Genomic DNA, 24,732 nt, shown 5'->3' with positions numbered 1-24,732 from the left:
TTGTCACAATGTGGTAAAATACCGAACAAAGGAGTTGTTATTTAGTGCCAACATCAATTATTACCATTAAACATGAGTTAGATTCACATTTAGGTGATCCTTTAACAGTAGTCGCAAGAGCCGGTCGGAAAAAGATAACTAAGAGACGGGGAATTTTGAAAGAAACTTTTCCTGCTGTCTTCGTTGTCGATTTAGACCAAGATCAAAATAATTTTAAGCATGTTTCTTACAGTTATACTGATTTGTTAACCAAAAATATTACATTAAAATTTGATGATGGAGCTAATGCGGCCGAAGCATAATTTAGAAAAGTAAGTTTTTTGGCATTGACATTTTGTAAAATGTTGGTGCCTTTTTTTATGGCTTGGAGTATAGCAATAAAAAGCAAAAAAGCAAACATTAGAAAGGAGAAATTATGAAACGTTCAGAGAGATTAGTTGATATGACCAAGCGGTTGATGGAGCGGCCACACGAATTGATTCCGTTGCCGTTCTTTGCTAAACAATATGGTGCCGCAAAGTCGTCAATTTCTGAAGATTTGACTATTTTAAAGCACACTTTGGCTGCCAATCAAGATGGCATTTTAGAGACAGTTGCTGGAGCTGCTGGTGGGGTAAGGTATGTTCCTTTTTGGGGTAAAAAGCATGCGCAAAATTACCTGACTGACCTAGCTTCTCGGATTGAAGATCCAGATCGCATTTTGGCAGGAGGGTTTGTTTACCTGTCCGATATTTTAGGTAATCCGCAAGATCTGGAAAGAATTGGTAAATTAATTGCCACTCGTTATGCCTATTCAAACATTGATGTTGTCATGACGATTGAGACCAAGGGGATTGCCTTGGCCCAGGCAGTTGCCCGCTATTTAAATGTTCCCTTCATTATTGCCCGCAAGCGCTCAAAGGTAACAGAAGGTGCTACTATGTCGGTTAACTATATTTCTTCTTCACTTGATCGAGTATCCAAAATGGAATTACCAACGCGGGTGCTAAACGAGAATTCTAACGTTTTGCTTGTCGACGATTTTATGATGGCCGGTGGGACGCTGACAGGGATGCAGCAATTGGTTAAAGAATTTAATAGTAACATTGCTGGAATCTGTGTTTTGTGCGAAGCCGACTTTGATGACGTTAAATTAATTGAAGGTCACCTTTCTTTAGTGAAAATTAAAAAGGTTGATGCTGCTAAACGCGTTATTCTGGCTGAACCTGGCAACTTTGTGGTACATACCGATTTTAACCGCTTTTAGTATTAAATGATATACTGGAATCTAGTCGTAATTTAAGAATAGAACGAGGTTAATTTAATGAAAAAGTTTGTAGTTGTCCTTGCCGCTGGTAAGGGTACGCGTATGAAGTCTAAATTGTACAAAGTTTTGCATCAAGTTTGCGGCAAAGCAATGGTTGAGCACGTTGTTGAAGCTGCACAAGCAATCAATCCCGATAAAATTGTGACCGTTGTTGGTAACGGCGCTGAAGAAGTTGAAAAGGTGCTGGCCGGCAAGTCCGAATTTGCTTTGCAAAAAGAGCAATTAGGTACTGGGGATGCGGTCTTAACGGCGCAAGGGCAATTAGCGGGGCAAGATGGTGCTACACTGGTAATTACTGGTGACACACCCTTGTTTACCAGCCAAACTTTTCAGAGTCTGTTTGACTACCACCAAAAAAAGGGTAATGCAGCTACTGTCTTGACGGCACAAGCACCTGATCCTTATGGTTACGGTCGGATTATTCGCGACGATCAAGACAATGTTTTGCGGATTGTTGAGCAAAAAGACGGCAATCTTGAGGAACTTAAGATTAAGGAAATCAACACTGGTGTGTTCTGCTTTGACAACCAGAAGCTTTTTAGTGCATTAAAGCAAGTTACCAATCACAATTCCCAAGGTGAATATTACCTGACCGATGTTTTGGAAATTTTGCGTAACACCGGCGAACGTGTTGGTGCTTATAAAATGCCTGACTTTAGCGAAAGTCTAGGTGTCAACGACCGGATTGCCTTAGCGCAAGCTAGCAAAATTATGCAAAAACGGATTAATGAAGAACATATGCGCAACGGTGTAACCTTTGTTGATCCCGCGACTGCTTATATTGATACTGATGTCAAAATCGGTAATGATACCGTGATTGAGGCTAACGTTGTTATTAAAGGGAATACAACTATTGGCAGTGATTGTTTGATTACTTCTGGTTCCAGAATTGTGGATACTAGGATTGGTAATGACGTCACGGTCACTTCATCAACGCTTGAACGGGCACAAATGGACGACCACACTGATATCGGTCCTAATTCGCATTTGCGACCCAAGGCAATTATTCGTGAAGGTGCTCATATTGGTAACTTTGTCGAAGTCAAAAATGCAGAAATTGGTCAAAATTCCAAGGTGGGTCATTTAACTTATGTTGGTGATGCCACTTTGGGTAAGGACGTTAACGTTGGCTGCGGCACCATTTTTGCTAATTATGATGGTGTCCAAAAAGACCACACAACGGTTGGCGACCGGGCCTTTATTGGCTCTGGTGCAACTTTGGTTGCGCCTGTTAATGTGGCCGATCATGCCTTTGTTGCCGCTGACTCAACGATTACGAAAGACGTTGCTAAATATGACATGGCAATTGCTCGCGGTCGTCAGGTTAATAAGCCAGATTATTGGCACAAACTTTCTTTGTCAAAGAGTGAAGATTGGCAATAATTGCTTTAAGATGCCTTACGAGTGGTAATTAGGTTTTTGTCCGTAGGGCATTTTGCATAATTAAATTAATTTGTATTAAGAATAGATAACAATGATTTACTTAGTAATTTTTTAGGTTACAATAGAAGCTAAATAATTTGGTAAAGTAAAATGTGAGGTAAGATATATGAAGTTTAATCATAAGTTGATGATGGTTTCGGCTGCAGTATTGCTTGGCACTAGCCCAATTGTTGGTTCTGTGCAGGCAACTACTGTACAAGCAGCTAAGAAATCTTCGACTAATAAGAGCGCCTCAAAGAAAGGGACAATTCAATTTAGTCATAATGCTTATGTTTATGATAAGAATGGCAAGCGTTTGAAGAAGTACATGGGCGATGCTAAGTACACTAAGATTGTCAAGGGTATATCAGTTAAATATTCTGGTAAAAAGACAATCAATGGTAAATTGTATTATGCAATTGGCAATGGTGCCTTTGTTAAGGCAGGTAACGTTGGCTATGTTGATGGCAAAAAGGTTACCACCACTACTTCAACAGCACAGGTTACTGCAACGATCAAGCGTAACGCATATATTTATGATGCAAATGGCAAGACCAACAAGAAAAAGATTAAAAAGAATACTAAAGTTACAGTTGATCAATTGATCTATATTGGCTCTAAACTCTATTACAGAATTAGCGGCCAAAGTAACCAATTTATTAAGTCGGCGAACGTGGCATCTACTTCTACGACATTAAAGCCTGTTAATAGCAAACCGACACAAAAGCCAAGTAAGCCAACTGATGCGACAGTTATTACACTGAGTCGCAATGCATATATTTATGATGGCCAAGGCAATACTAGTAAAAAGCTGGTTAAAAAAGGGCAACAGGTTACTGTTGATCAATTGCAATATATTGGCAGTAAACTTTACTACCGTATTAATGATAGTAACTACCCAGGTAAGGACCAATGGATTAAGAAGAGTAACGTTGGTGTAGTTATTGGCACTCAACTAAAGCCGGCAAACAGCCAACCAACTGCTGATGCCAATTCAACTTTGATTACTTTGGGACGCGATAGTCACGTTTATGACGCTCAAGGTGTAGCACAAGCAACTAATACTTTTCCTAAGGGTTATACAGCTCGTGTAACTGAATTACGCTATATTTGGGTTGCTGCTGATAATAAGGCAGAATTATTCTACGCTTTGCAAAGTGATAAGAATGGCTTCATCAAGGATGACGATGTTAGTGCCCTTAGTGGTGCCAAATTATCGCCAGTCAACACGCCGCAATCTGCGCAAGAAGCAATTACGGTTGCTACAGTTACGGATAAGAGTGACTTGCAAACTGCTTTAAACCAAGATGCAGCAGTTAAAAGCAGCGATACTTATAAGCTAGCCGCTAAGTCTTTGCGTGACGCTTATGACACTGCTTCTGCAGCTGCTGGTCAAGTTAATGGCTCACAGACTGCAACTGTTAGCCAGGTTAAGGATGCTTTAGCTAAGTTAACGACGGCAAAAAGTGCTCTTAATGGTAAAAAGGTGACAGTTGTTGATTTAAACAATTTAACGATGGCTGAGGCTAGCCAAATTGTTCAATTAGCAGCAAGTGCCAATAATGTTGACGCTAGTGCCGTTCAATTTAGTAATAACAATACGATTCTGACAATTAGCGGTACCAACGGCTTCCAACAAACATTAAATGTTGCGGATTATGCTACAACTGCTAAATAAAGAAGCTAGTAAATTTTGCACCATCATAATTTTGATGGTGCTTTTTTGTTGTGAAGAAAAATGTGGTAAGATTAATTGGCTAAATAAGCATTGGTATTGAAAAAGAGGAAAAAATGATAGGCTTTTCAATCTACTTGGGACTCGATTTGACTGCCCAAGATTATAATTACTTAATTGCAATGCGGAATGCCGGTTTTACGACTGTTTTTACTTCATTGCATATTCCAGAAGACGACGCTCAGGTTGTACTGCAGCGGTTAAATGAGCTAACGAAGTGGTGTCACAATCTTGATCTTGATGTAATTGCGGATGTGTCAAAGAGTGGCTTAACAAGACTGGGCGTGGCAATTGAGGACGTTGAGCAAGTTAAAGCACTGAATTTAACTGGTTTGAGAATTGATGATGGAATTAACTTTAGTCTTGTTGCTAAACTGTCAAAGGAAATGCCGCTTGCCTTAAATGCCAGCACACTCAGCAGTAATGATATTGCTTCTTTGCGTGAGCATGGTGCTAATTTTGATCATCTTGAAGCTTGGCACAATTATTATCCACGACCTGAAACTGGACTTGATCGGGAATGGCTTAAGGAAAAGAACACTTGGCTGCACCAAAATGGGCTGAAGACGATGGCCTTTGTTGCCGGCGATAATATTAAGCGAGGACCAATTGGTGCTGGACTTCCTACTTTAGAAGAGCAGCGGGGCGAAAATCCACTGGCTGCTACATTAGAATTACAAAAAATTGGTTGTGATCGCGTGTTTATTGGCGATCCCAGCCTTAAGCCAGCGACAATTACTAGCTTTACCAATTATTTGAAGCAAGATGCCATTACTTTACATGTAACTGGGGTATCGAGTAAATTAACAGAGCAAACGTGGCATAATCGTCCTGATGTTGCGCGGGATGTTGTGCGCTTAGTTGAGGGGAGGAAACGGCAATTGTTTAGCGTGAAGCCGCAATCTGAAATTGTGCCCCGTCCGCAAGGTACAATTACTTGTGATAACAGTCGTTATTTGCGCTATCAAGGTGAGTTGCAAATCTCTAAGGTAGATTTACCAGCAGACGAACGCGTAAATGTTTTAGGACACGTAATAGAGGAAGATTTACCACTTTTGGCACGAATTGATGCTAATTGCGCAATAATCTTTGAAGCAATTAATTGATAATATAAAAAAGTGCACTACTTAAAATTAAGTAATGCACTTTTTTATGCAACAAACATTTTTAGACAGCAATGAAGAGTTGGTTCAAAGAATAGAGTGGAAGGATGAGTAGTATAAAAAAGTTTATAAGATTGTTAGTTAATGTGTAATTTATACATACGTTATTATGTTAGGTTTTTAAAGGTTCCACTTTGAGAAAACAGTCTAAAAATAGTTTGCCTAGAGATTAAGTTTTTATTATGTACGTTAACTTCTCTCTAACATAAATTGTAGCACTCTCTTGGCGTAAAGCGTATACTTTTTTATAAAATAACATTGTCAGGTAAAATAGCTTAATATTTTTTGTTAATACACTATAGAACCATAGACTTATTTGCCTTAAATAAAAATGATAAAATAACACTTGCTTATTTTTTAATTTATGAGTGTTTTTATTATGCACATGCAAATAGAATAAATTTTACGATTACTTTTTAGTTGCACATAGTTTTACTACTTAATTAGTTTTGTCAGCGCTAACTAACCTTTGATTGATTTGCAAAAGTAAAAAATATCTTTGCATGTTTGGTAAGACTTATGAACAGATTATTGTTAAAATAAGTTAGTAACTTAGGGATAAATTATCACGTATTGCATTATTTATCTTTCAGCATCGATGAAAAAGATTATCAAAGAATCCTATTTGATATTGAAATATATTTTTTGATGTTTTATAATGAAATCGCATTCATTAACTATATGTAATTAGAAGCTAGAAGACGTAAAATGACAGTTGACTTTTAAATATTTTGATTACAAGTTATTTTATTTGGATAAAATTAAAGAATATCGGGTGCAAAAATGAATTTTAAAAATCGTGTGGAAGCTACGCGCAAAGATTTAACAACTTCAGAAGAAAAAATTGCTAACTATATTTTGGGTCATCCTAAAGAAACCGTTAAAATGAGTATCAATGAATTAGCGGTGGCTTCACGAACCAGTGCAGCGACTGTATCACGGCTAGTGAAGAGCCTGCAAATCGAATCTTATACGGCGATGAAAGTGATGATTTCGGTTGATTTAGCTGGTCAAAAAGATCAGGACACTGATGAAAAGTTAGATATTTCGACTAATGACTCGTTTGATATGATTTGCAATCATTTAGTAAAAAACGAGATTGAAAACTTGAATCATACTAAGGAATTATTGCAGGAGGGTATTTGCCAAGGAGTGGTTAAACGTTTGCTTAAGACAGATACGATTTATGTCTTTGGTGTTGGTGCGTCGTCACTCGCTGCTGAAAATATTTATCAAAAATGGTCGCGAGTTGGCTACAATGTCGTTTGTGAAACGGACATCAATGTTTTATTGCCACAATTATCCAATGCTACCAAGGCGGATACTCTGTGGCTGATTTCTAACTCTGGCGAAACGCCAGAATGTATTTATTTAGCCAATTATGCGCACAAAAAACATCTTTTTACGATTTCGTTAACGATGTTTGGCCAAAATAGTTTGGTCAAAAAGACGGACTTAGCCTTGACAACCTGCAAGCCAATTGAGTCAGATGTGCGGGTTGGGGCAACCAATTCGATTACCGGCCAATTTTATGTCATTAATGTGCTGTTTTACCTTTACTTTAGTCGTGATTTTGATCGTAGCTTAAAGGCGGTAACAGCTTCACGTAAAGAGGTAGAAAACTACCGGCGAATTTTCAAAGTTAAGTAGTTTTGCGATTATTGGTATAATCCAATAAGCAACTGATATATAACAATTAAAAAATAAAATTGTAAATTGGTCTAAATAAGGCTATACTAATTTTGTTTTTAATTAGGAGGCAAAAAATGAGTTCAGACAAATATACCGAAATGGGTAAAGAAATTTATGCCCATATCGGTGGTATTGGAAATGTTGCGACTTTGTATCATTGCATGACGCGAATCCGAATTTCGATTCGTGAGATGAGTAAGGTTGATATTGAGGGTCTAAAGAAAATCGATGGCGTTTTAGGCGTTGTTGAAAGCGAAACGTTGGAGATTGTTTTAGGACCCGGAGTTAATACTAAAGTTGCGCAAAGCATGGTTGACGCAGCTGGGGTTAAGGAAAACGATCCGTTTCCTGAAAGTGGCGCAGCTAGTGGTAGTTCTTATGAACAGGATAAAAATGACGTCATGGCCAAGGCCAATGAGGTTCATGCAGCTCATAAGGCTAGCTTGAAAAAGACGTGGTGGCGTGCTGCACTGCAACATATTTCTGCTATCTTTATTCCGTTAATTCCAGCATTTATCGGTGCCGGATTAATTTCTGGTTTATCAGGAATTATGAAGAACATGCTGACGGCGAAAATGCTGCCAGTTAGCTGGACATTGGCAATTACCGTTTTGGGTGTGCTCTCTAGTGGATTATTTACTTATCTGAATATCTTTGTTGGGATTAATGCTGCCAAAGAATTTGGTGCAACGCCAGGACTTGGTGGGATTATCGGGGGCATTGTAATGCTGCCGGGGGTTGTTCCACCAGTTACAATTCCAAATATCTTTGACAAACAGCCGCTTGCTGCCGGTCAAGGTGGGATTATCGGTGTCCTGTTTTCAGTTTGGTTATTGTCTTATGTTGAAAAATACTTCCACAGGCATATTGCTGATTCAGTCGATATTATCTTTACCCCGTTTTTGACATTGCTAATTATGGGTTTGTTTACCATTTTTATTACGATGCCAATTGCTGGGTGGGTTTCTAACTCACTAGTTGGTGGGATTAACTGGGTTCTAGCAGTTGGTGGTCCAATTGCTGGCTTTATCTTAGGCTTGGCCTTCTTACCAATGGTTATGTTGGGTTTGCACCAAATTTTGACACCAATTCACTTACAAATGATTCAAAAGATGGGTTATACACCACTATTACCAATCTTGGCAATGGCGGGCGGTGGCCAAGTTGGTGCCGCAATTGCTCTATGGGTTAAATGCCGTAAAAACAAGCAATTAACTAAATTAATTAAGGGTGCTTTGCCAGTTGGTATTTTAGGTGTTGGTGAACCATTAATCTACGGTGTTTCGCTTCCTCTAGGTCGACCATTTATTACTGCCTGCATCGGTGGTGGTATCGGTGGTGCCGTTTTAGGTGCCTTTGGCAACGTTGGCTCTAAGGCAATTGGTACTTCAGGAATTGCTTTAATTCCATTAATTGCTAATAATAAGTATTTACTATATATATTAGGTCTTCTTGCCGCTTATCTTGGCGGCTTTGTAGCTACTTACTTCTTTGGTGTTCCAAAGACAGCGATGGTTGCTAAAAACGAGGATGGTTCACCTGTTGAACCAGTTAAGGCTGCCGCAATTGTCAAACCAAGTCAATCTGAGAGTGCAACGGTCAACTTTGTTAGTCCGGTAAGTGGTGAACTTGAAGAATTAACTGCTGTTAACGATGATGTTTTTTCACAAAAAATGGTCGGTGACGGTTATGCAGTTATTCCAGAAGACGGTAAAATTGTGGCACCAGTTGACGGCACAATTGTTACAGTAATGGCTACTAAACATGCAATTACAATGATGTCAACTAATGGTAATTTGGAAATTTTGCTTCATTTTGGCATTGATACTGTAGATTTAAAGGGTGCTCCTTTTGATATTAAAGTTAAGGAAGGGCAAACAGTTAACCGTGGCACTGTCTTAGCACAAATGGATATTGCAGCAGTGAAAGAAGCTGGTAAAGATCCCGTTGTGATGACGATTGTGACCAATATGGATCAAGTTAAGCAAATGTCTGCAGTTGTACCTGGTAAGGTCAGCGCAGAACAAAATGTTATTACAGTAAGAACTAAGTAGGTAATTATGAAAATCAAGAATTTAGTAACTGAAAAGCGCAATCCTGTAACAATGCATATTGATACGATGTCGACTATTGAGATGGTTAAGACAATCAATAATGAGGACAAGAAGGTTGCCGAAGCAGTTGGCACTCAAGATGAGCAAATTGCTAAGGCAATTGATGAGGCTGCCAAGCGTTATGGGCGTGGTGGTCGATTAATATACGTTGGTGCAGGTACCAGCGGCCGTTTGGGCGTTTTAGACGCTGCTGAATTAGTACCAACTTATGGCATTAAGCCTGAACGGGCTGTCGGCCTAATCGCTGGTGGTAAGGAAGCAATGTATTGCGCGGTAGAGGGAGCTGAAGATTCGGCTGAACTTGGCGAGCAAGATTTGCGTAAGCTAAAGTTAACTGCTACTGATACGGTTATTGGTATTGCGGCTAGCGGCAGAACACCATATGTTGTTGGCTGTTTAGATTACGCCAAACAAGTTGGTGCGCTTAGAGTTTCAGTTGCTTGTGTTCCTGATTCTGTAATTGGTCATCACGCTGACATTGCCATTGAGGCAGTTGCTGGTCCCGAGGTTATTACTGGGTCAACACGGATGAAGTCTGGAACGGCACAAAAAATGATTTTGAATATGCTTTCAACTGGCGTAATGATTCGTCAGGGGAAAGTTTACCAAAATGTCATGATTGATGTGCAGCCAACTAATTCTAAGTTGGTTGATCGTGCTTGTCGAATTATTAATGTCACGACTGGTGCTTCAATTGATGAAGCATTGACAACACTAAAGAAAACAGATAATAATGTTTCGCTAGCCATTGTCATGATTAAGACAGGTACCGATCAAGATACTGCTGCTAAGCTGCTAGCTGCACATCACGGTAATGTTGGTCAAGTTTTACAAAATAAATAATTAAAAAGTTTTACACTTAAGACGAGTGTAAAACTTTTTTATTGAATGATGAGCCAATTAGTGCTTGCAAAAATGCTAGGAATTAACAAATTAAGCGTTATCCTGATTTTAGAGACTTGAATGTTAAAGGCTAAAGTTGAATAATAAAGTATAGATAGTCACTTTTTCAGACAACTTTTGGTAAAATAATAAGTTGTTAGCATGTTTTTTACGGAGGAAATTATGTCTTATAAAGACAATATGATGTTGTTTGCCCTTAATTCGAATGGTCCACTTGCTGAAAAAATTGCCGAGCGGGTTGGTGTACCGCTAAGTAAGTCAAGCGTTCAACGCTTTAGTGATGGTGAAATTCAAATTAATATCGACGAATCTGTTCGTGGTAAAGATGTTTATTTGATTCAATCAACCAGTGCCCCAGTTAATGATAACTTGATGGAACTGTTGATTATGATTGATGCCGTTCGTCGGGCTAGTGCACAGACGATTAATATTGTAATGCCATACTACGGCTATGCGCGTCAAGACCGTAAAACTCGTCCACGTGAGCCGATTACAGCCAAGTTAGTTGCTGATATGCTACAAGTAGCAGGTGCAACACGGGTATTGTCACTTGACTTGCATGCGCCACAAATTCAAGGCTTTTTCGATATTCCAGTTGATAATTTGATGGGTGCACCACTCTTAGCTGATTACTTCTTAAGTAATCATTTGGAAAAGGATGCTGTTGTTGTTTCACCAGATCATGGTGGTGTCACTCGTGCACGGAAATTAGCCGAATTTTTGGGTACACCAATTGCGATTGTTGATAAGCGGCGGCCACGTGCCAATGTTGCTGAGGTAATGAATATTATCGGTAACGTTAAGGGTAAGCGCGCAATTATCATTGACGATATGATTGACACTGCTGGAACAATTACTTTGGCAGCCCAAGCATTGATTGATGCTGGAGCAACAGAAGTTTATGCTAGTGCTACTCATGCTGTTTTATCAGGCCCGGCAATTAAACGCTTGAATGACTCGCCAATTAAGAACTTAGTTTTGACTGATTCAATCAATCAACCAGTTGAAAAGAAGTTGGACAAGACATTGTTAGTATCAGTTGGACCGTTAATGGGGGATGCCATCAAGTGTATTCAACGTCATGAACCACTTAGTCCTTTGTTTAATACAAGATATCAAGAAAATAAATAAAGATGTAAAAAGGCTGCTTCAATTGAGGCAGCCTTCTTATTATGTTTAAATTATTTTGGCTATTATTAAGTTTGCAATATGCGAAATCAAATTTAAAATTGCTGTAGTGTGATAAATATTGTAGTAGTAGCTTTTGCAACTGCAAGTTGCCAGTTTAGCAGCTAAAATTTGCTTGGCAAAAAACAATGTTAAGGGATAATTAGGCTAACAAATTTGAAAGGATGTTGGCAATGGAGAATGTTTTTGTTGAGCAATTAATTAAATTGCGACGTAAGCAGCGCTTATCACAAAATGATTTGGCCCAAAAGTTATACATTTCTCGGCAATCTATCTCAAAATGGGAATTAGGAGAAACCGAGCCAGATATTAACAAGTTGATTATGCTGGCGGCAGTTTTTGGTGTTTCACTAGATTATTTGTTGCTGGGGACACCAACTAATCGTGATATTTTATTAAAAATGACAAATTTAAAAAAGGCCTTCACTTATCCGGTGCTTAAAAGAATTAACTTAACAATTATGGAACGCGATCGAATTGCATTACTTGGTAGTAATGGTGCCGGAAAATCAACTTTGATTAAGATTATCGCCAGATTGCTACAACCAGATAGTGGCAAAGTTGAGTTTTTCTATAATCCGCAGACTGACTTGAAGATCATGCCCCAAGAAAATGTCTTACTTGATGGGTTAAAAGTAGATGAGCAGATTAGGTTAGAAGCAGCAATTGATCATGTTTACGATCGAAAGCAAATTACTGCCTTACTTGAACAGTTTAATCTTAAACAGCAAGCTAAAGTTACCATTAAAAAATTATCAGGTGGACAAAAACGACGTTTATTACTATTACTAACTTTAATTAGACCAAGTAAATTTCTGATTTTAGATGAGCCAACGGCAGGAATGGATTTACAATCAATTGACTTTTTCTGGCAGTGTTTAGACCGTGTGAACAGTACGGTATTAACAACCACGCACGATTTTAATCAAATTGATAAATACTTCTCGCGTGTTGTGTTACTTAAAGATGGTGAGATTATTCAAGATGCGTCAGTCGATACCGTTCATAGTCATCATCAAACAATTGAGCAGTGGTACCGACATTTTAACGATGAAAAGGAGCAAACTAATAATGATGATTAAATGGCTGCAATTAAAACAAGTTCTGTGCAATCCGCGTTTTTTGTTATTTACGATTGTGATTCCTGTTCTTTGGTACATTATGATGCTGAATATGGCTCCCGCGCATCCAGATCTTAATTATGGTATCTTCCTGATTGCATGTTTATTTGGGATTGGTGGTAATTCAGTTGTAACTTTTGCTAAAAGAATTAACTCTGGCAGGCAATATTATGCGCTTAAAGCTAAAACGTCCGCTTATTCATTAGGCTACTATTTATTTGATCAGGTGCTATTACAATTAATTTTAAATTTATTAATTATTGTGATTAATATTGGTATTGGAATGGTCAGTGGGCGTTTACCAATTAATAATAAATTGGTTGTTTTTACGTTATTCCTAAGTTGTGCGGGAGTATATCTGAGTATTGTTGGCTTTGTCTTAGGAATGCTAATGCAAGCAGAAACACTTGATGCAGTAGACTTTCCCGTTATGTGTTGTATGATGTTGCTAGTTACACCGTTAGACTTGTTTTACCAAAACACTTTTATTAAATACCTAGTTGACGTGCAGAAGCTGTTTCCCTTTCATTATATTTATAATGTTCTTAGTGATTTGTTGACTAAAAAAACGCTTTTAGGAGATATATTACTATTTGCCTTAACTTTGGTTATCACACTGATGCCGCTTTTAGTAGTTATTTACTGGCAGAATCGCCGAGGTAAGATAGATGCTTTTTAAAAAAGTCCATTACATGATTATGTGAAATTTCATTATGAGCGAGGCGATTATGATGATGCTCCTTTAAAGGCTGATAAAGCGGTATTTTATTCTAATAATAGTTTGCACGCTGATGATTATCAGTTAGGTTATTTACAGGCAGAGAATGATTATTATCAGCATCGATACTATCATCATTATCCACAATTTGTTTTTGTGCGTGTTAATCAAATTGTTAATCACCGAATGTACGAAGTTGTGGATTTCATTGCTGGTTACTATGATTTTAAAAAACAACACCCATTATAAAATTGCTTCAAAAAGCCTTGTACAGTTGACTAAAGTGCAGGGCTTTTAAGTTACAGTTGCTTAAAATTTATCCTAGTTGACTGAAAAAATTATTTTACTTATTTTAAATAATAATTCATAATAATTTAATATAGCTTAATTTAAGGAGTTGCTTAATAATGTCATATACGGAAGTTGAAAATTATTTTAAAGAGCATCACATGGAAGACCGCATTCATCTTTTTGATGAATCAACAGCAACAGTTGAAGAAGCTGCTAATGTCTTAGGAGTAGAGCCTAATCAAATTGCTAAGACGATGGCATTTCAATTAAAAGAGCATCCAATTGTCATTGTGACAGAGGGTGGGGCACGCATTGCCAACGCCAAATATAAGGCTACCTTTGGTCAAAAGGCTAAAATGGTTAAATTTGATGAATTAGAGGACAAGATTGGCCATCCCGCTGGTGGTGTTTGTCCGTTTGCCGTGAAGCCTGATGTTAAGGTTTATCTTGACGAAAGTGTCAAGAAACATGACATTATCTATCCGGCTGCAGGACTACCTAATTCGGCAATTAAGCTGACTTTAGAAGAATTAGAAAAATATACACAGCCATTTGAATGGGTGGATGTGACCAAATAAAAAATGAGCCGTTAGGCTCATTTTTATTTAGTAGTTCTTTTTGGTCGTCTTAAATAGCGCAGCTCACCGTTTTTAATGTAACGTTGAAATTGTTCGTATAAAGGATCAAAGATTTGCGGCTCATCACTGATTGAGAGCATGGTTTTCGGGAAAAAGAACCGCTCATCACCCTGGATGGTGCCGTTTAAAGCGCGAACTAACGGGCTCAATTGTGATAATTCAATTAGTTGACCGTCGCTTTGCATGATTTCGATTTGGCTATTGGCATTCTTACCTGATGGCTTATAAGCATCATAAGGTTCGTCAAAGGCAGAATTAGTTGCTGTGTAATAAGTAGGATCAAAGCCGGCTTGCTTAATTAAGTCCTTTAACTTAGGCAGCAAATTTTTGGTTTCTTGATCAATTCGAACACTTGCCAAAGGCTTGCGGTAAAGGTAGCGATTAGCAAGGTCGGCTAAAATTGGGTCGCCAGACTTAGTCCACATGGAGAAGTTGGTTTCCATTACACCATCATCTAGTTTTAGATAATCATCGAGTGTCCAATTCCCAGCTAAAAATTGTTCCACGCTTGGTGTCACCTGTAAACGCTGCTGCTGGTAAATAATCTTGGCGCGTTCAAGAAGGTGTTGCAGTAGAACCTCCATTGACCGCCCTACTCGGTGGAAGTAAACTTGCTGGTACATCTGATAGCGCGAGGAAATGTAATCTTCAACGGCATGCATTCCATCCGAATTAAAGCAGATCCCGTCTTGGTATGGCCTAATCTCCTGCAAAATTCGTGAGAGGTCAAATTCACCGTAAGTAACACCGGTAAAGTAGGCATCGCGCTCGAGGTAATCCATGCGGTCAGCATCTGCTTGGCTGGAAATCATTTTTACTACTTGCGGATTAGGATAAGTCTTTGCAATCACGCTGGCAACAAGTTCCGGAAAGTTGGGAGCCACCTTCTTTAAGGCATGATTAATTTCGGTATTCGGGTTGGTAATAATTTTTTGACCAATCTTTTCGTGGTTTGTGCCAAATAAATGCTCAAAAGTATGAGAATAAGGCCCGTGGCCGATGTCGTGCAGCATGCCGGCACATTCTACTAGCAAGCGGTTATGATCGTCCCAGAGCCCATCTCCTGGGCGCTGTGTAGGATACTTTTTAACAAAAATATCGCAAATTCGTCTAGTTAATTCATAAACGCCTAAGTTATGTTCAAAACGAGTATGAGTTGCGCCAGGAAAGACATAAGCGATTGGTCCTAATTGCTTAATTCGGCGCATCCGTTGAAATTCCTTGGTTTTTAGCAGGTCAAAGATAACCTGATCCTCAATGTGAATATAGCCGTGGACAGGGTCACGCAGAACCACTTCCTTAGCTAATTTTTTACTATTAAATTCTGCCATTACAAAATTCCTCAAGCTTGCCTATTAATTTTTAGATAAATTTCGTTTAGAATAGTTTTAACTGACTAAATTATAGCAAAAATCGGGCGAAGTTTTAAGATAGATGGGGTTTTAGCAGGATGGCTAAAGTAACGGTGACTTTCACAAGTACAATTAGGCAAGAGAATGAGATGGAATCATTTGTCAAAAAAGCAGAGGGTGAACTTAAGCAGGATGGCACGATTACCCGTGTTTCTTATCTTGAAGATGGTAAAATTCCGGTTAAAATTTTAATTAAGACAGGCGATGTTATTATCCGCCGACAACCTGACCAGCAAAATTATTCGCAGCTGCATTTTCGTTTAGGCGAGCAGCAAGCTTGCCGTTATGTTGCGGCCGGTTACCAGATGGACCTGACTAGTACGACCAATCAAATTAAATTTTTCTCTAAAAATGATGGTTCTCAAGAACTTCGAATTGAATATGACCTCTTTAGTGGTCTATACTTAGTAGGTAATTATACTGTCACGTTGATTTTTACTTAAACGCCTAGTAAAATAATAAAGATTGGTAAAAGAGAGGAATACAATTGTGGGATTAAACGACTTTAAAGACAAAAATCGTAACGAATTATCAATGATTGAAGTTGCTCGCGCAATTTTGGAAGATAATAATAAGAGAATGGCTTTTGCTGATATTGTAAATGCCGTGCAGAAATTCTTAGGTGAAAGTGACGAAAAAATTCGTGAACGTTTGCCGCAATTTTATACAGATATGAACACTAATGGTGAGTTCATTTCAATGGGTGAAAATGTGTGGGCATTAAGATCATGGTTCCCATACGAGTCTGTTGACGAAGAGGTTAACCACCCAGAAGATGAGGACGAGGAAGATACTCGCTCACACCATAAGAAGGTTAACGCCTTTTTGGCTAGTGCAACAGGTAGTGATGATATCATTGACTACGATAATGATGATCCAGAAGACGAGGACTTGGATGCCACGGCCGTTGATGATACCGACGACTTTAGTGGTGACGATGATAACTTTGGTACTGCTGATGACGATGAAGAAGAATTGCCAGATGGTATCGAAGGTCAATTATCTGAACTCGACGACGAAGATGATGAAGACGACGAAGACGAATAATTTTCTTGACATCTTTGCTTAAAATCGCTAGTATAATATTTGGGCACCTTATGTGCAACTATGCTCCCACTTGTTGGGAGCTTTTTTTATTTATTAATAATTTTTCTGGATATCTTAAAAAAGGAGTTTGGCTAATGACAAAATATATCTTCGTTACTGGTGGCGTTGTTTCATCTCTGGGCAAAGGAATCACCGCTTCAAGTCTTGGACGTCTGCTTAAGAATCGTGGTCTAAAAGTAACCATGCAAAAGTTTGATCCATATATTAACATTGACCCAGGAACAATGAACCCATACCAACACGGTGAAGTTTTTGTTACCGATGATGGTACGGAAGCTGACCTTGACTTAGGTCACTATGAGCGAATTGTGGATGTGCGGACCAGCAAGTATTCCAACGTCACTACCGGTAAGATTTACAAGGAAGTTTTGGAAAAAGAACGCCGCGGCGATTACCACGGCGCGACAGTTCAAGTAATTCCGCATATTACCGACATGATTAAGGAAAAAATTATGCGCGCCGGCATTACAACTGACTCTGACGTTGTTATTTCTGAAATCGGTGGGACAGTTGGTGATATTGAATCAACACCATTTATGGAAGCAATTCGGCAAATGCGTCGTGAAGTCGGCGAAGACAATGTGATGTATATTCATTGTACATTGGTACCATATTTGCACGCTGCTCAAGAAATGAAGACCAAGCCAACGCAACATTCAGTTGCAGAATTGCGTAGTATTGGGATTCAACCTAATATGCTAGTATTACGTGCAGAAATGCCAATTGACCAAGAGCATAAGGATAAGATTTCTAACTTTACTGATGTTCCGGTTGATCGGATTATTGAATCAATTAATGCACCATCATTGTTTGACTTGCCGCTGGCTTTCCAAGAGCAAAGCATGGACCAAAAGGTTTGTGATTTCTTACATATCGAAAGTCCTAAAAAAGAAGCTGATATGGCAGAGTGGAAGAAGCTCGATGAGCGTGCTAAGAACTTAAAGCATACTACTAAGATTACCTTAGTTGGTAAGTATGTCGAACTTGAAGATGCTTATATTTCTGTTACTGATGCTTTACAACATGCGGGTTACCTTTACAACACTAAGATTGAAGTTAATAAGGTACAAGCTGCGGATGTAACTGAAGATAACATTGCTGACTTCATGAACGGCTCAGATGGTTTAATTGTTCCCGGTGGCTTTGGTAGTCGTGGCTATGAGGGCATGATTACGGCAATTAAATATGCTCGTGAAAATGATATTCCTTTCTTAGGTGTTTGCTTGGGGATGCAATTGACAACAATTGAATTTGCGCGTGATGTTTTAGGAATTAAAGATGCCAACACAGGTGAAGTTACGCCTAATGGTAAGCATAATGTGATTGATATCATGGCTGATAAGCGTGATGAAGAAAACATTGGGGGGACTTTGCGTTTAGGTCTGTATCCAGCCGCTTTAAAGAAGGGTACTAAGACGGCTGCTGCTTACGATAACCAAGATGTTATCCAAGAGCGTCACCGTCACCGTTACGAGTTCAACAATGAATATCGTGATGCCTTTGAAAAGGCTGGCATGACTATTTCTGGTGTTTCACCTGATAATCATTTGGTTGAAGTTGTTGAAATTACTAAGAATAAGTTCTTTGTTGCTGCTCAATATCACCCAGAGTTTTTGAGTAGACCACAAAGACCTGAAGGACTTTACCAAGCATTCATTGGTGCTGCCAGTGGTTTGCCAGCAGAAAAATTTTAATTAGTTTGAATAATACAAAAATCTGATTTTTGAACAGAGAAGACAGAGGTCTTCTCTTGTTTTTTCTGTAAAATTCCTTTAACATTATTATGATTAATCGAAAATAGAAAAGGATTTTTTCGCCAATGAAGCAAATGATAATTCATGGTGGAAAGCCCCTGCAGGGTGATGTCTGGATCGGTGGCGCTAAGAACTCAACGGTGGCACTGATTCCAGCATCGATTTTGTCGCGTACACCAGTAACCTTGGAAGGTGTTCCAAGAATTGCTGACGTCGACAACTTAATGGATTTATTGAGTGAGATGGATGTTGTAAGTGACTTTCACGAAACGACATTGTATATTGACCCAGTAAACATTAAGATGAGCCCATTGCCAAGCGGTAAGATTAAGAGTTTGCGTGCTTCCTATTATTTTATGGGCGCACTACTCGGCCGCTTTGGTAAGGCTGTTGTGGGCTTCCCCGGTGGGGATGATATTGGGCCGCGTCCCATCGACCAGCATATTAAGGGCTTTGAAGCCTTAGGCGCATGTGTAAAAAATGAAAATGATCAAATAACAATTAAGTCTCCCGCAAGTGGACTTCATGGTGCAACAATTCACCTGAAGATGCCATCAGTTGGGGCAACAATGAATATTATTATGGCCAGCGTAACCGCGCATGGTCAAACGGTAATTGACAATGCTGCCAAAGAACCTGAAATTATTGATTTAGCAACTTTTCTCAATAATATGGGTGCTGTTATTCGTGGTGCTGGGACTGACACGATTCGGATTGAAGGAGTAGAGCAGCTGCGTGCGCAGACGCCGCATACAATTATCCCTGACCGAATTGAAGCTGGTACGTATATTTCGCTAGCTGGCTGTGTTGGTAATGGTATTCGAATCCATAACATCATTGAGGAACACCTCGATTCATACCTTGCTAAGGTTGAGGAAATGGGTGTAGTGATTGATGCCGATGAAGATTCGTTGTTTGTCTATCCAGCTGGTGAACTTAAGATGACGCAAATTAAGACGGGAGCTTATCCTGGATTTGCGACAGACTTGCAGCAGCCAGTGACGCCGCTTTTGTTAACGGCAAAAACTGGTGAGGGCGTCATTATTGACCGTATTTATCCTAAACGCATTGGCCACATTGAGCAGTTGCGCAAGATGGGTGCTGATATTAAGGCTGAAGATGATATAATTTTAGTTCATCCAACTGAGCACTTGCACGGCGCAACGGTGGCAGCCGGAGAAATCCGTGCTGGTGCTTGCCTGATGATTGCTGGCTTGATGGCAGACGGAACAACGGTGATTAATAATGCGGGCAATATCTTGCGTGGGTATGACCGTGTCCAAGAGAAACTTCGCTTGCTTGGTGCTGATGTTACCATTCAAGATGTACCAGAAAAATAAGTTAATCAAAAGAGCTTGAAGCAGAGATGCTTCAAGCTTTTTTGCGTATTTGAACTCTGTTTGATCTATAAATATATTTGTTGTATTGATAATATGATTTTTAGCAATAAGTATATAAACTATTCATTACTTTATTTGTATATTTTTACTAGATGGTATTCAAGTTATAGAAATTATTTAATATAACTTTTCTTAAAATAACAAAAAAAAAAAAAACATATATTAATTATTAAATAAAATAACAGGCTTTATCTATTACCTTGAAAATCATTTTAAATAGATATGTGATTACATTTGCTTAATTGAATACTGTAATTGCATAACCAATATTAAAAATAAAATAATATGATTAGTAAAGAAGTTATACAGTAATTAGGAATAAAAGAACATAAGCTATATATTATTATTCCTATACTAAAATAGTATTTATTTTTTTAAAAAAAAGTATTAATATATAAAGTTGTACAAAATAATTTGTATTAATAGAACACAAGGAAAGGAATAATATAGTGTTAAGTAAAAACAATTTTAAAGAACGTATCAGAAAAATTGAGTCAGCTGCAAGGCAAGATCGTTTTTCTATTAGGAAATTAACTATTGGTGTTTCTTCTGTCTTATTAGGTTTTACTTTCTTTAGTATGAGTGGTAATGAAGTAAAAGCTGATACTGTTAATAATCAACAGGATGTAGAAAAAACAGATGACATTACTAAACGTGATAAGTTAGATGATATTATTAATGCAATTAATAATGCTGGTGATGCAGGTGTTAGTGGTATTGATAATGCTCTTGCTGGTAACACAGGACATCATTTAGATGGTAGTCCAGTTAATAATACAACTGATAGTAATAGTACAAGTTCTAATGAAGCTGGTTCTAATACATCGGGTTCAACTACTGATAATGGTAGTACAACTGGCAATAGTGGTAATACATCGAGTTCAACTACTGATAATGGTAGTGCAACTGGCAATAGTGGTAATGCATCAGGTTCAACTACCGATAATGGTAGTACAGCTGGCAGTAGTGGTAATGCGTCAGGTTCAACTACTGATAATGGTAGTACAGCTGGCAGTAGTGGTAATGCATCAGGTTCAACTACTGATAATGGTAGTACAAATGGAAATAGTGGTAATGCATCGAGTTCAACTACTGATAATGGTAGTACAACTGGCAATAGTGGTAATACATCGAGTTCAACTACTGATAATGGTAGTACAAATGGTACATCCGCTAATCCTTCAGATCATCATTATACAGATACTGAGGCTAATGCAATTATTAATGCAATTACTAGTGCAGGTAATGCTTCATTAGTTGATTTAAATAAATTAACACAGTATTATCTTTTACTTGATCAAACTATCCAAGATTCTCAAGCTGCAATTAATACCGAGGCAGATAGTCAAAGAAAGAAGTATCCAAGTCTTTCAGCACAAATTAATAATATTGTAACCAAATATAATAATGCAATTAATAAATTTGCTGATGATCAAAGTAATGTAGAAAAGCCTACAGGTAATGAGGTAAATCAAGCTAAGGAGTTTGGAACAGATGGCGTAGCAGAATTACAAGCTTTAATTGCGAAATATAAGCAAGATACTAAAGCTAGTTTAAACGGAAGCATCATTAATGCAAAGCAAAAAGTTACTGATGCCTCATATTTAAGTGAAGCACAAAAAAGTAAGCTTAATTCACAATTGGATAAATTACAATCTATTATTGAAGGAATTGATCAAGCTAATGGTGATGCAGATATTGATGCAGCAACAAATAAAGTTAATGATGGTTTAACCATGGTTAACGCACAATTAACTGCTGGAAGTAAATTATCCTCTTTTGCAAACGCTGCTATCCAATCTGATCAAGACGATAAGGATAGTATTTTGCAGGCTGAATCTGCAGGTCTTGATGCGATTGTTAATAGTTCTGTAGTTAGTGATGTTAATACTGCTGAAGCATCTGCTGAAACTTCAATTAATTTAATTATTGCAAATCATAAGAAGCTAAATGATAGTAAAGTAGCTGCTTATGCTGCATTAGAAGAAGAAGCGACTAAACAGGGAAGCTGCTTTCCGAGTCAAGACAGTAAGATTATGATTGCTTTAAGTGCGGCTAAGCAAGCAGTTAGTGATGCCAAAAGTTTAACTGATGTTGATACTGCGCGTAAAAGTGGTTTAAATTTAATTGATCAGGTTGCTGTAGATTATAAAAATGGTATTAAGCAAGAATTAAATTCTTTAGTTAATCAAACAAAGACATCAATTGATCAATTAGTTGCTGCAACAACTTCACAAAAGAGTGAATTGAAGGATGAATTGCAACAGGCTAAGGACGTTGTTAACAATATTGATAATGATGCCAATGAAATTGCTGTTAACAATGATAAAGCTAAAGCACAGGCTATAATTGATTTAATTAATAAAAAAATTGATGCTATTAACAAACTTCATGATGCTTCTACAGTAGCAATTAGTAAAGATCCGGATGATGCCAGTACAATCAATGATACAGAGCATAATACTATTGATAATATTATTAATAGTTCAGATACTTCTGGAATAGATAATGCTGAACATGAAGGCGAAAGTGCTATTTCTAATATTGTAAATAATCATGATCAATTGCATACCGCAATTACTGCTGCTGATAATGATTTAGATAATGAAGCAAAGAAACTAGAAGCAGAGTTTCCAAGTCAACTGAACAAGTTAGAAGCGGCGTTAACTGCTGCTAAACAAAATGTTGCTGCTGCACAAAATTCGACAGATATTGAAGCAGCTAAAAGTAAGGGATTGCATGATATTGATCAAGTTGTTGTTGATTATAAAGCACAAGTAAAACATGATTTAAATGCAATAGTAACGTCTTATACTGCTAAGATTAATGCGTTAGATATGTTAACTAGTAGTCAAAAGACTAAGATAATTGGTTTCTTTGATAATCTTAATTCTGCTTTAGCTGATATAGAAAAAGCAAATAGTGATCAAGATATTGCCTATATCCAAAATATTGGCAACTTTGATACTAAGATTTTAGATTCACTAATTTCTCAAATTGAACGAATTGATGACGCTACTCAACAATCTATTAAAGGTGATAAAGATCATAGTCGTGGATATAAAATGGCTGAAACAGTTTATATTAATAATTTGATTGAAATTTTATCTTCGCAAGTTCAGTCTCTTAATATTTCTACAAAAGCAAGTAGTAATGATATTATAAATGGTATTAATAATGCTGGTAATGCTGGAGTAGATGGAATTGCTGAATTAAATCACAGATTTGATGTATTCACGAATACAAAAAAAGATATTGAAAGTAAGCTAGAAGCTGAGGCAAAGAAAATGGGAACGAATTTTCCCAGTTCAGCTCAAAAAATTAATGACGTTTTAGCATCTTATGAAAAAAAGATAAATGAAGTTGATGCTGATATTGGTTCAAATCTTGATAATATTACAGATATAAATGCCTTGTTTGATGAAATTGAAACAGCTGTTAAGACAATTAGTGATTATTTACCTAGTGGAATAAAAGAAATTGATCAAGTTGCAACAGATTATAAACAAAGTATTAAAGACGTTGTGGATCAAGAAGTTAAAGCTGCAAATGATAAAATTGATAGTATGGACTTTTTAAACAATACTCAAAAGTCTAAGTTAAAAGATCAGCTGTCAGTTGCTTCTAAAGATGGCGAAAAGATTTTAACTGATGCTACTGAAACAGATGTAACTAAGGATAAAGCTGATGCAGATAGAATTGTTGGTTTAATTTTGTCAAAGATTAAAGCGATAACTGAAGTTCATCAGTTTGCTGATACAGCTGCAGGAAAAGATCCCGAAAATGCAGCTGAAATTCATCAAGCTGAGCAAAATGCAATTAATGGTATTATTGATGGGACATCAACAGATGACATTAATCATGCTATCCAAAATGCCATTGATAATATCAATAATATTTTAACAAATCATGGTCATCCAAGTGTTGTTGTTCAACATGATGTTGAAGTAGTTCATGATGGTTTGCCAGAAGATAATAAAGAGCGTACGAGTACATTGATGCATAATGCCTACTTATATGATAAAAATGGAGATCGTGTTGGTGGATTAGTTTTCAATAAAGGATCAATTATTCATACGTCAGGAATTAGAAAAATAGGTGGTGTAGACTGTTATGTTTTAAAAGTTAACAGTAATACTTACTATATTGTTGCAAGCAATTTTGTGGCTAGACAGGTTGCGTTAAAGCATAATGCTTATATCTTTGATGAAAATGGCAAGCGAGTTAATAATCAAGTTCTTAAAACCGGTAGTAATGTAAATATTTATGGTGATGCAGTAACTATTAAAGGTCATAAATATTTTATTACTGATAATGGCTATGTTAAGGCTGGTAACTTTAAAAAGGTAATTTCTAATCCTAACGGGACGTTGCATTACTCTAATGCAACAACTGGAAAAAAATTAATGCATAATACTTATATATTTAATACAAGTACAAATAAATTGAGTTCTGTTGAACTAGCAGCAGGTTCAGTCATTGATACTACAAATTCTAAAGATATTAATGGTGTAAAATATTATGCACTTGATGATAATAATTATGTTGCTGCTGATAATATTGATGGTGTTCAAACAAAAACTATTAAAAAAGCGCGTGTTTATAATAAATATGGCAAGAAAACGAAAGTTGTTAAGAAAGGTAAAACTATTATAATTTATGGTGTTCCTGTCTCGATTAATGGACATTCGTATTACACCATTGGTAAAAATAGATTTATCAAGGTTTCAACAGTTCGTTAGTTTTAGATAAAAAGTTAAGAAAGCGC

19 protein-coding genes are annotated in these 24,732 nt (G+C 37.5%); 18 read left to right on the top strand and 1 reads right to left on the bottom strand.

The genetic code is table 11. From position 1 onward, the window contains the following. Positions 1-44: 44 nt before the first annotated feature. The 13 genes from PT287_RS01190 (at position 45) to PT287_RS01130 (ending at position 14,231) form a co-directional block, all read left to right on the top strand. Positions 45-302, top strand: coding sequence for a Veg family protein (locus PT287_RS01190; protein WP_277131966.1), 258 nt, complete (start codon positions 45-47; stop codon positions 300-302). 113 nt (positions 303-415) lie between these two features. Continuing rightward, on the top strand, positions 416-1,246 hold the full coding sequence (gene purR, locus PT287_RS01185) for a pur operon repressor (protein WP_277131965.1): 831 nt from the start codon (positions 416-418) through the stop codon (positions 1,244-1,246). Between the two features lie 57 nt (positions 1,247-1,303). Beyond that, a complete protein-coding gene (gene glmU, locus PT287_RS01180) occupies positions 1,304-2,689 on the top strand; it encodes a bifunctional UDP-N-acetylglucosamine diphosphorylase/glucosamine-1-phosphate N-acetyltransferase GlmU (RefSeq protein ID WP_277131964.1) in 1,386 nt (461 codons plus the stop codon). 166 nt (positions 2,690-2,855) lie between these two features. Then, a complete protein-coding gene (locus PT287_RS01175) occupies positions 2,856-4,406 on the top strand; it encodes an SLAP domain-containing protein (RefSeq protein WP_277131962.1) in 1,551 nt (516 codons plus the stop codon). A gap of 113 nt (positions 4,407-4,519) precedes the next feature. Further along, positions 4,520-5,569: a MupG family TIM beta-alpha barrel fold protein gene (locus PT287_RS01170; protein WP_277131960.1), complete on the top strand. Its 1,050-nt coding sequence runs from the start codon at positions 4,520-4,522 to the stop codon at positions 5,567-5,569. Between the two features lie 840 nt (positions 5,570-6,409). Next, on the top strand, positions 6,410-7,276 hold the full coding sequence (locus PT287_RS01165; RefSeq protein WP_277131959.1) for a MurR/RpiR family transcriptional regulator: 867 nt from the start codon (positions 6,410-6,412) through the stop codon (positions 7,274-7,276). Between the two features lie 116 nt (positions 7,277-7,392). Continuing rightward, positions 7,393-9,372: a glucose PTS transporter subunit IIA gene (locus PT287_RS01160; RefSeq protein WP_277131958.1), complete on the top strand. Its 1,980-nt coding sequence runs from the start codon at positions 7,393-7,395 to the stop codon at positions 9,370-9,372. 6 nt (positions 9,373-9,378) lie between these two features. Further along, positions 9,379-10,275 (top strand): N-acetylmuramic acid 6-phosphate etherase, encoded by an 897-nt coding sequence (gene murQ / locus PT287_RS01155; protein WP_277131957.1) that lies wholly within the window; start codon positions 9,379-9,381, stop codon positions 10,273-10,275. Between the two features lie 222 nt (positions 10,276-10,497). Then, a complete protein-coding gene (locus tag PT287_RS01150; protein ID WP_277131955.1) occupies positions 10,498-11,466 on the top strand; it encodes a ribose-phosphate diphosphokinase in 969 nt (322 codons plus the stop codon). A 230-nt stretch (positions 11,467-11,696) separates the two neighbouring features. Beyond that, on the top strand, positions 11,697-12,605 hold the full coding sequence (locus PT287_RS01145; protein ID WP_277131953.1) for an XRE family transcriptional regulator: 909 nt from the start codon (positions 11,697-11,699) through the stop codon (positions 12,603-12,605). Next, positions 12,595-13,323, top strand: a complete 729-nt coding sequence (locus tag PT287_RS01140) for a hypothetical protein (protein ID WP_277131952.1) — start codon at positions 12,595-12,597, stop codon at positions 13,321-13,323. The genes PT287_RS01145 and PT287_RS01140 overlap by 11 nt, the downstream gene beginning before the upstream one ends. 21 nt (positions 13,324-13,344) lie before the next feature. Next, positions 13,345-13,611 (top strand): hypothetical protein, encoded by a 267-nt coding sequence (locus tag PT287_RS01135; protein WP_277131950.1) that lies wholly within the window; start codon positions 13,345-13,347, stop codon positions 13,609-13,611. 158 nt (positions 13,612-13,769) lie between these two features. Next, on the top strand, positions 13,770-14,231 hold the full coding sequence (locus PT287_RS01130) for a YbaK/EbsC family protein (RefSeq protein ID WP_277131948.1): 462 nt from the start codon (positions 13,770-13,772) through the stop codon (positions 14,229-14,231). A gap of 23 nt (positions 14,232-14,254) precedes the next feature. On the opposite strand, the gene PT287_RS01125 is transcribed toward PT287_RS01130, so the two are convergent. Beyond that, positions 14,255-15,622: an HD domain-containing protein gene (locus PT287_RS01125; RefSeq protein ID WP_277131946.1), complete on the bottom strand. Its 1,368-nt coding sequence runs from the start codon at positions 15,620-15,622 to the stop codon at positions 14,255-14,257. Positions 15,623-15,741: 119 nt separating this feature from the next. Between PT287_RS01125 and PT287_RS01120 the strand changes: the two genes are divergently transcribed. From PT287_RS01120 to PT287_RS10080, 5 genes are all read left to right on the top strand, one after another. Next, on the top strand, positions 15,742-16,146 hold the full coding sequence (locus PT287_RS01120; RefSeq protein WP_277131944.1) for a DUF1934 domain-containing protein: 405 nt from the start codon (positions 15,742-15,744) through the stop codon (positions 16,144-16,146). A 46-nt stretch (positions 16,147-16,192) separates the two neighbouring features. Beyond that, the gene (gene rpoE / locus PT287_RS01115) at positions 16,193-16,750 is read left to right on the top strand and encodes a DNA-directed RNA polymerase subunit delta (RefSeq protein ID WP_277131942.1); all 558 of its coding nucleotides are present in this window, start codon (positions 16,193-16,195) and stop codon (positions 16,748-16,750) included. A gap of 134 nt (positions 16,751-16,884) precedes the next feature. Further along, positions 16,885-18,504: a CTP synthase gene (locus PT287_RS01110; protein WP_277131940.1), complete on the top strand. Its 1,620-nt coding sequence runs from the start codon at positions 16,885-16,887 to the stop codon at positions 18,502-18,504. 125 nt (positions 18,505-18,629) lie between these two features. Continuing rightward, positions 18,630-19,904: a UDP-N-acetylglucosamine 1-carboxyvinyltransferase gene (locus PT287_RS01105; protein WP_277131938.1), complete on the top strand. Its 1,275-nt coding sequence runs from the start codon at positions 18,630-18,632 to the stop codon at positions 19,902-19,904. Between the two features lie 509 nt (positions 19,905-20,413). Then, positions 20,414-24,706, top strand: coding sequence for an SLAP domain-containing protein (locus tag PT287_RS10080; RefSeq protein ID WP_277131936.1), 4,293 nt, complete (start codon positions 20,414-20,416; stop codon positions 24,704-24,706). Positions 24,707-24,732: the final 26 nt, after the last annotated feature.

The organism is Lactobacillus sp. ESL0679 (assembly GCF_029433515.1).
In the GTDB taxonomy this organism is placed as follows: domain Bacteria; phylum Bacillota; class Bacilli; order Lactobacillales; family Lactobacillaceae; genus Lactobacillus.
Note: the sequence above shows the minus strand (reverse complement) of the source record. Positions and strands in the feature narration are given on the sequence as shown.

Excerpts from the sequence above, each read along its gene's own strand:
- purR (WP_277131965.1), top strand. The coding sequence starts at position 416 with ATGAAACGTTCAGAGAGATTAGTTGATATGACCAAGCGGTTGATGGAG.
- glmU (WP_277131964.1), top strand. The coding sequence starts at position 1,304 with ATGAAAAAGTTTGTAGTTGTCCTTGCCGCTGGTAAGGGTACGCGTATG.
- PT287_RS01175 (WP_277131962.1), top strand. The coding sequence starts at position 2,856 with ATGAAGTTTAATCATAAGTTGATGATGGTTTCGGCTGCAGTATTGCTT.
- PT287_RS01170 (WP_277131960.1), top strand. The coding sequence starts at position 4,520 with ATGATAGGCTTTTCAATCTACTTGGGACTCGATTTGACTGCCCAAGAT.
- PT287_RS01165 (WP_277131959.1), top strand. The coding sequence starts at position 6,410 with ATGAATTTTAAAAATCGTGTGGAAGCTACGCGCAAAGATTTAACAACT.
- PT287_RS01160 (WP_277131958.1), top strand. The coding sequence starts at position 7,393 with ATGAGTTCAGACAAATATACCGAAATGGGTAAAGAAATTTATGCCCAT.
- murQ (WP_277131957.1), top strand. The coding sequence starts at position 9,379 with ATGAAAATCAAGAATTTAGTAACTGAAAAGCGCAATCCTGTAACAATG.
- PT287_RS01150 (WP_277131955.1), top strand. The coding sequence starts at position 10,498 with ATGTCTTATAAAGACAATATGATGTTGTTTGCCCTTAATTCGAATGGT.
- PT287_RS01145 (WP_277131953.1), top strand. The coding sequence starts at position 11,697 with ATGGAGAATGTTTTTGTTGAGCAATTAATTAAATTGCGACGTAAGCAG.
- PT287_RS01140 (WP_277131952.1), top strand. The coding sequence starts at position 12,595 with ATGATGATTAAATGGCTGCAATTAAAACAAGTTCTGTGCAATCCGCGT.
- PT287_RS01130 (WP_277131948.1), top strand. The coding sequence starts at position 13,770 with ATGTCATATACGGAAGTTGAAAATTATTTTAAAGAGCATCACATGGAA.
- PT287_RS01125 (WP_277131946.1), bottom strand. The coding sequence starts at position 15,622 with ATGGCAGAATTTAATAGTAAAAAATTAGCTAAGGAAGTGGTTCTGCGT.
- PT287_RS01120 (WP_277131944.1), top strand. The coding sequence starts at position 15,742 with ATGGCTAAAGTAACGGTGACTTTCACAAGTACAATTAGGCAAGAGAAT.
- PT287_RS01110 (WP_277131940.1), top strand. The coding sequence starts at position 16,885 with ATGACAAAATATATCTTCGTTACTGGTGGCGTTGTTTCATCTCTGGGC.
- PT287_RS01105 (WP_277131938.1), top strand. The coding sequence starts at position 18,630 with ATGAAGCAAATGATAATTCATGGTGGAAAGCCCCTGCAGGGTGATGTC.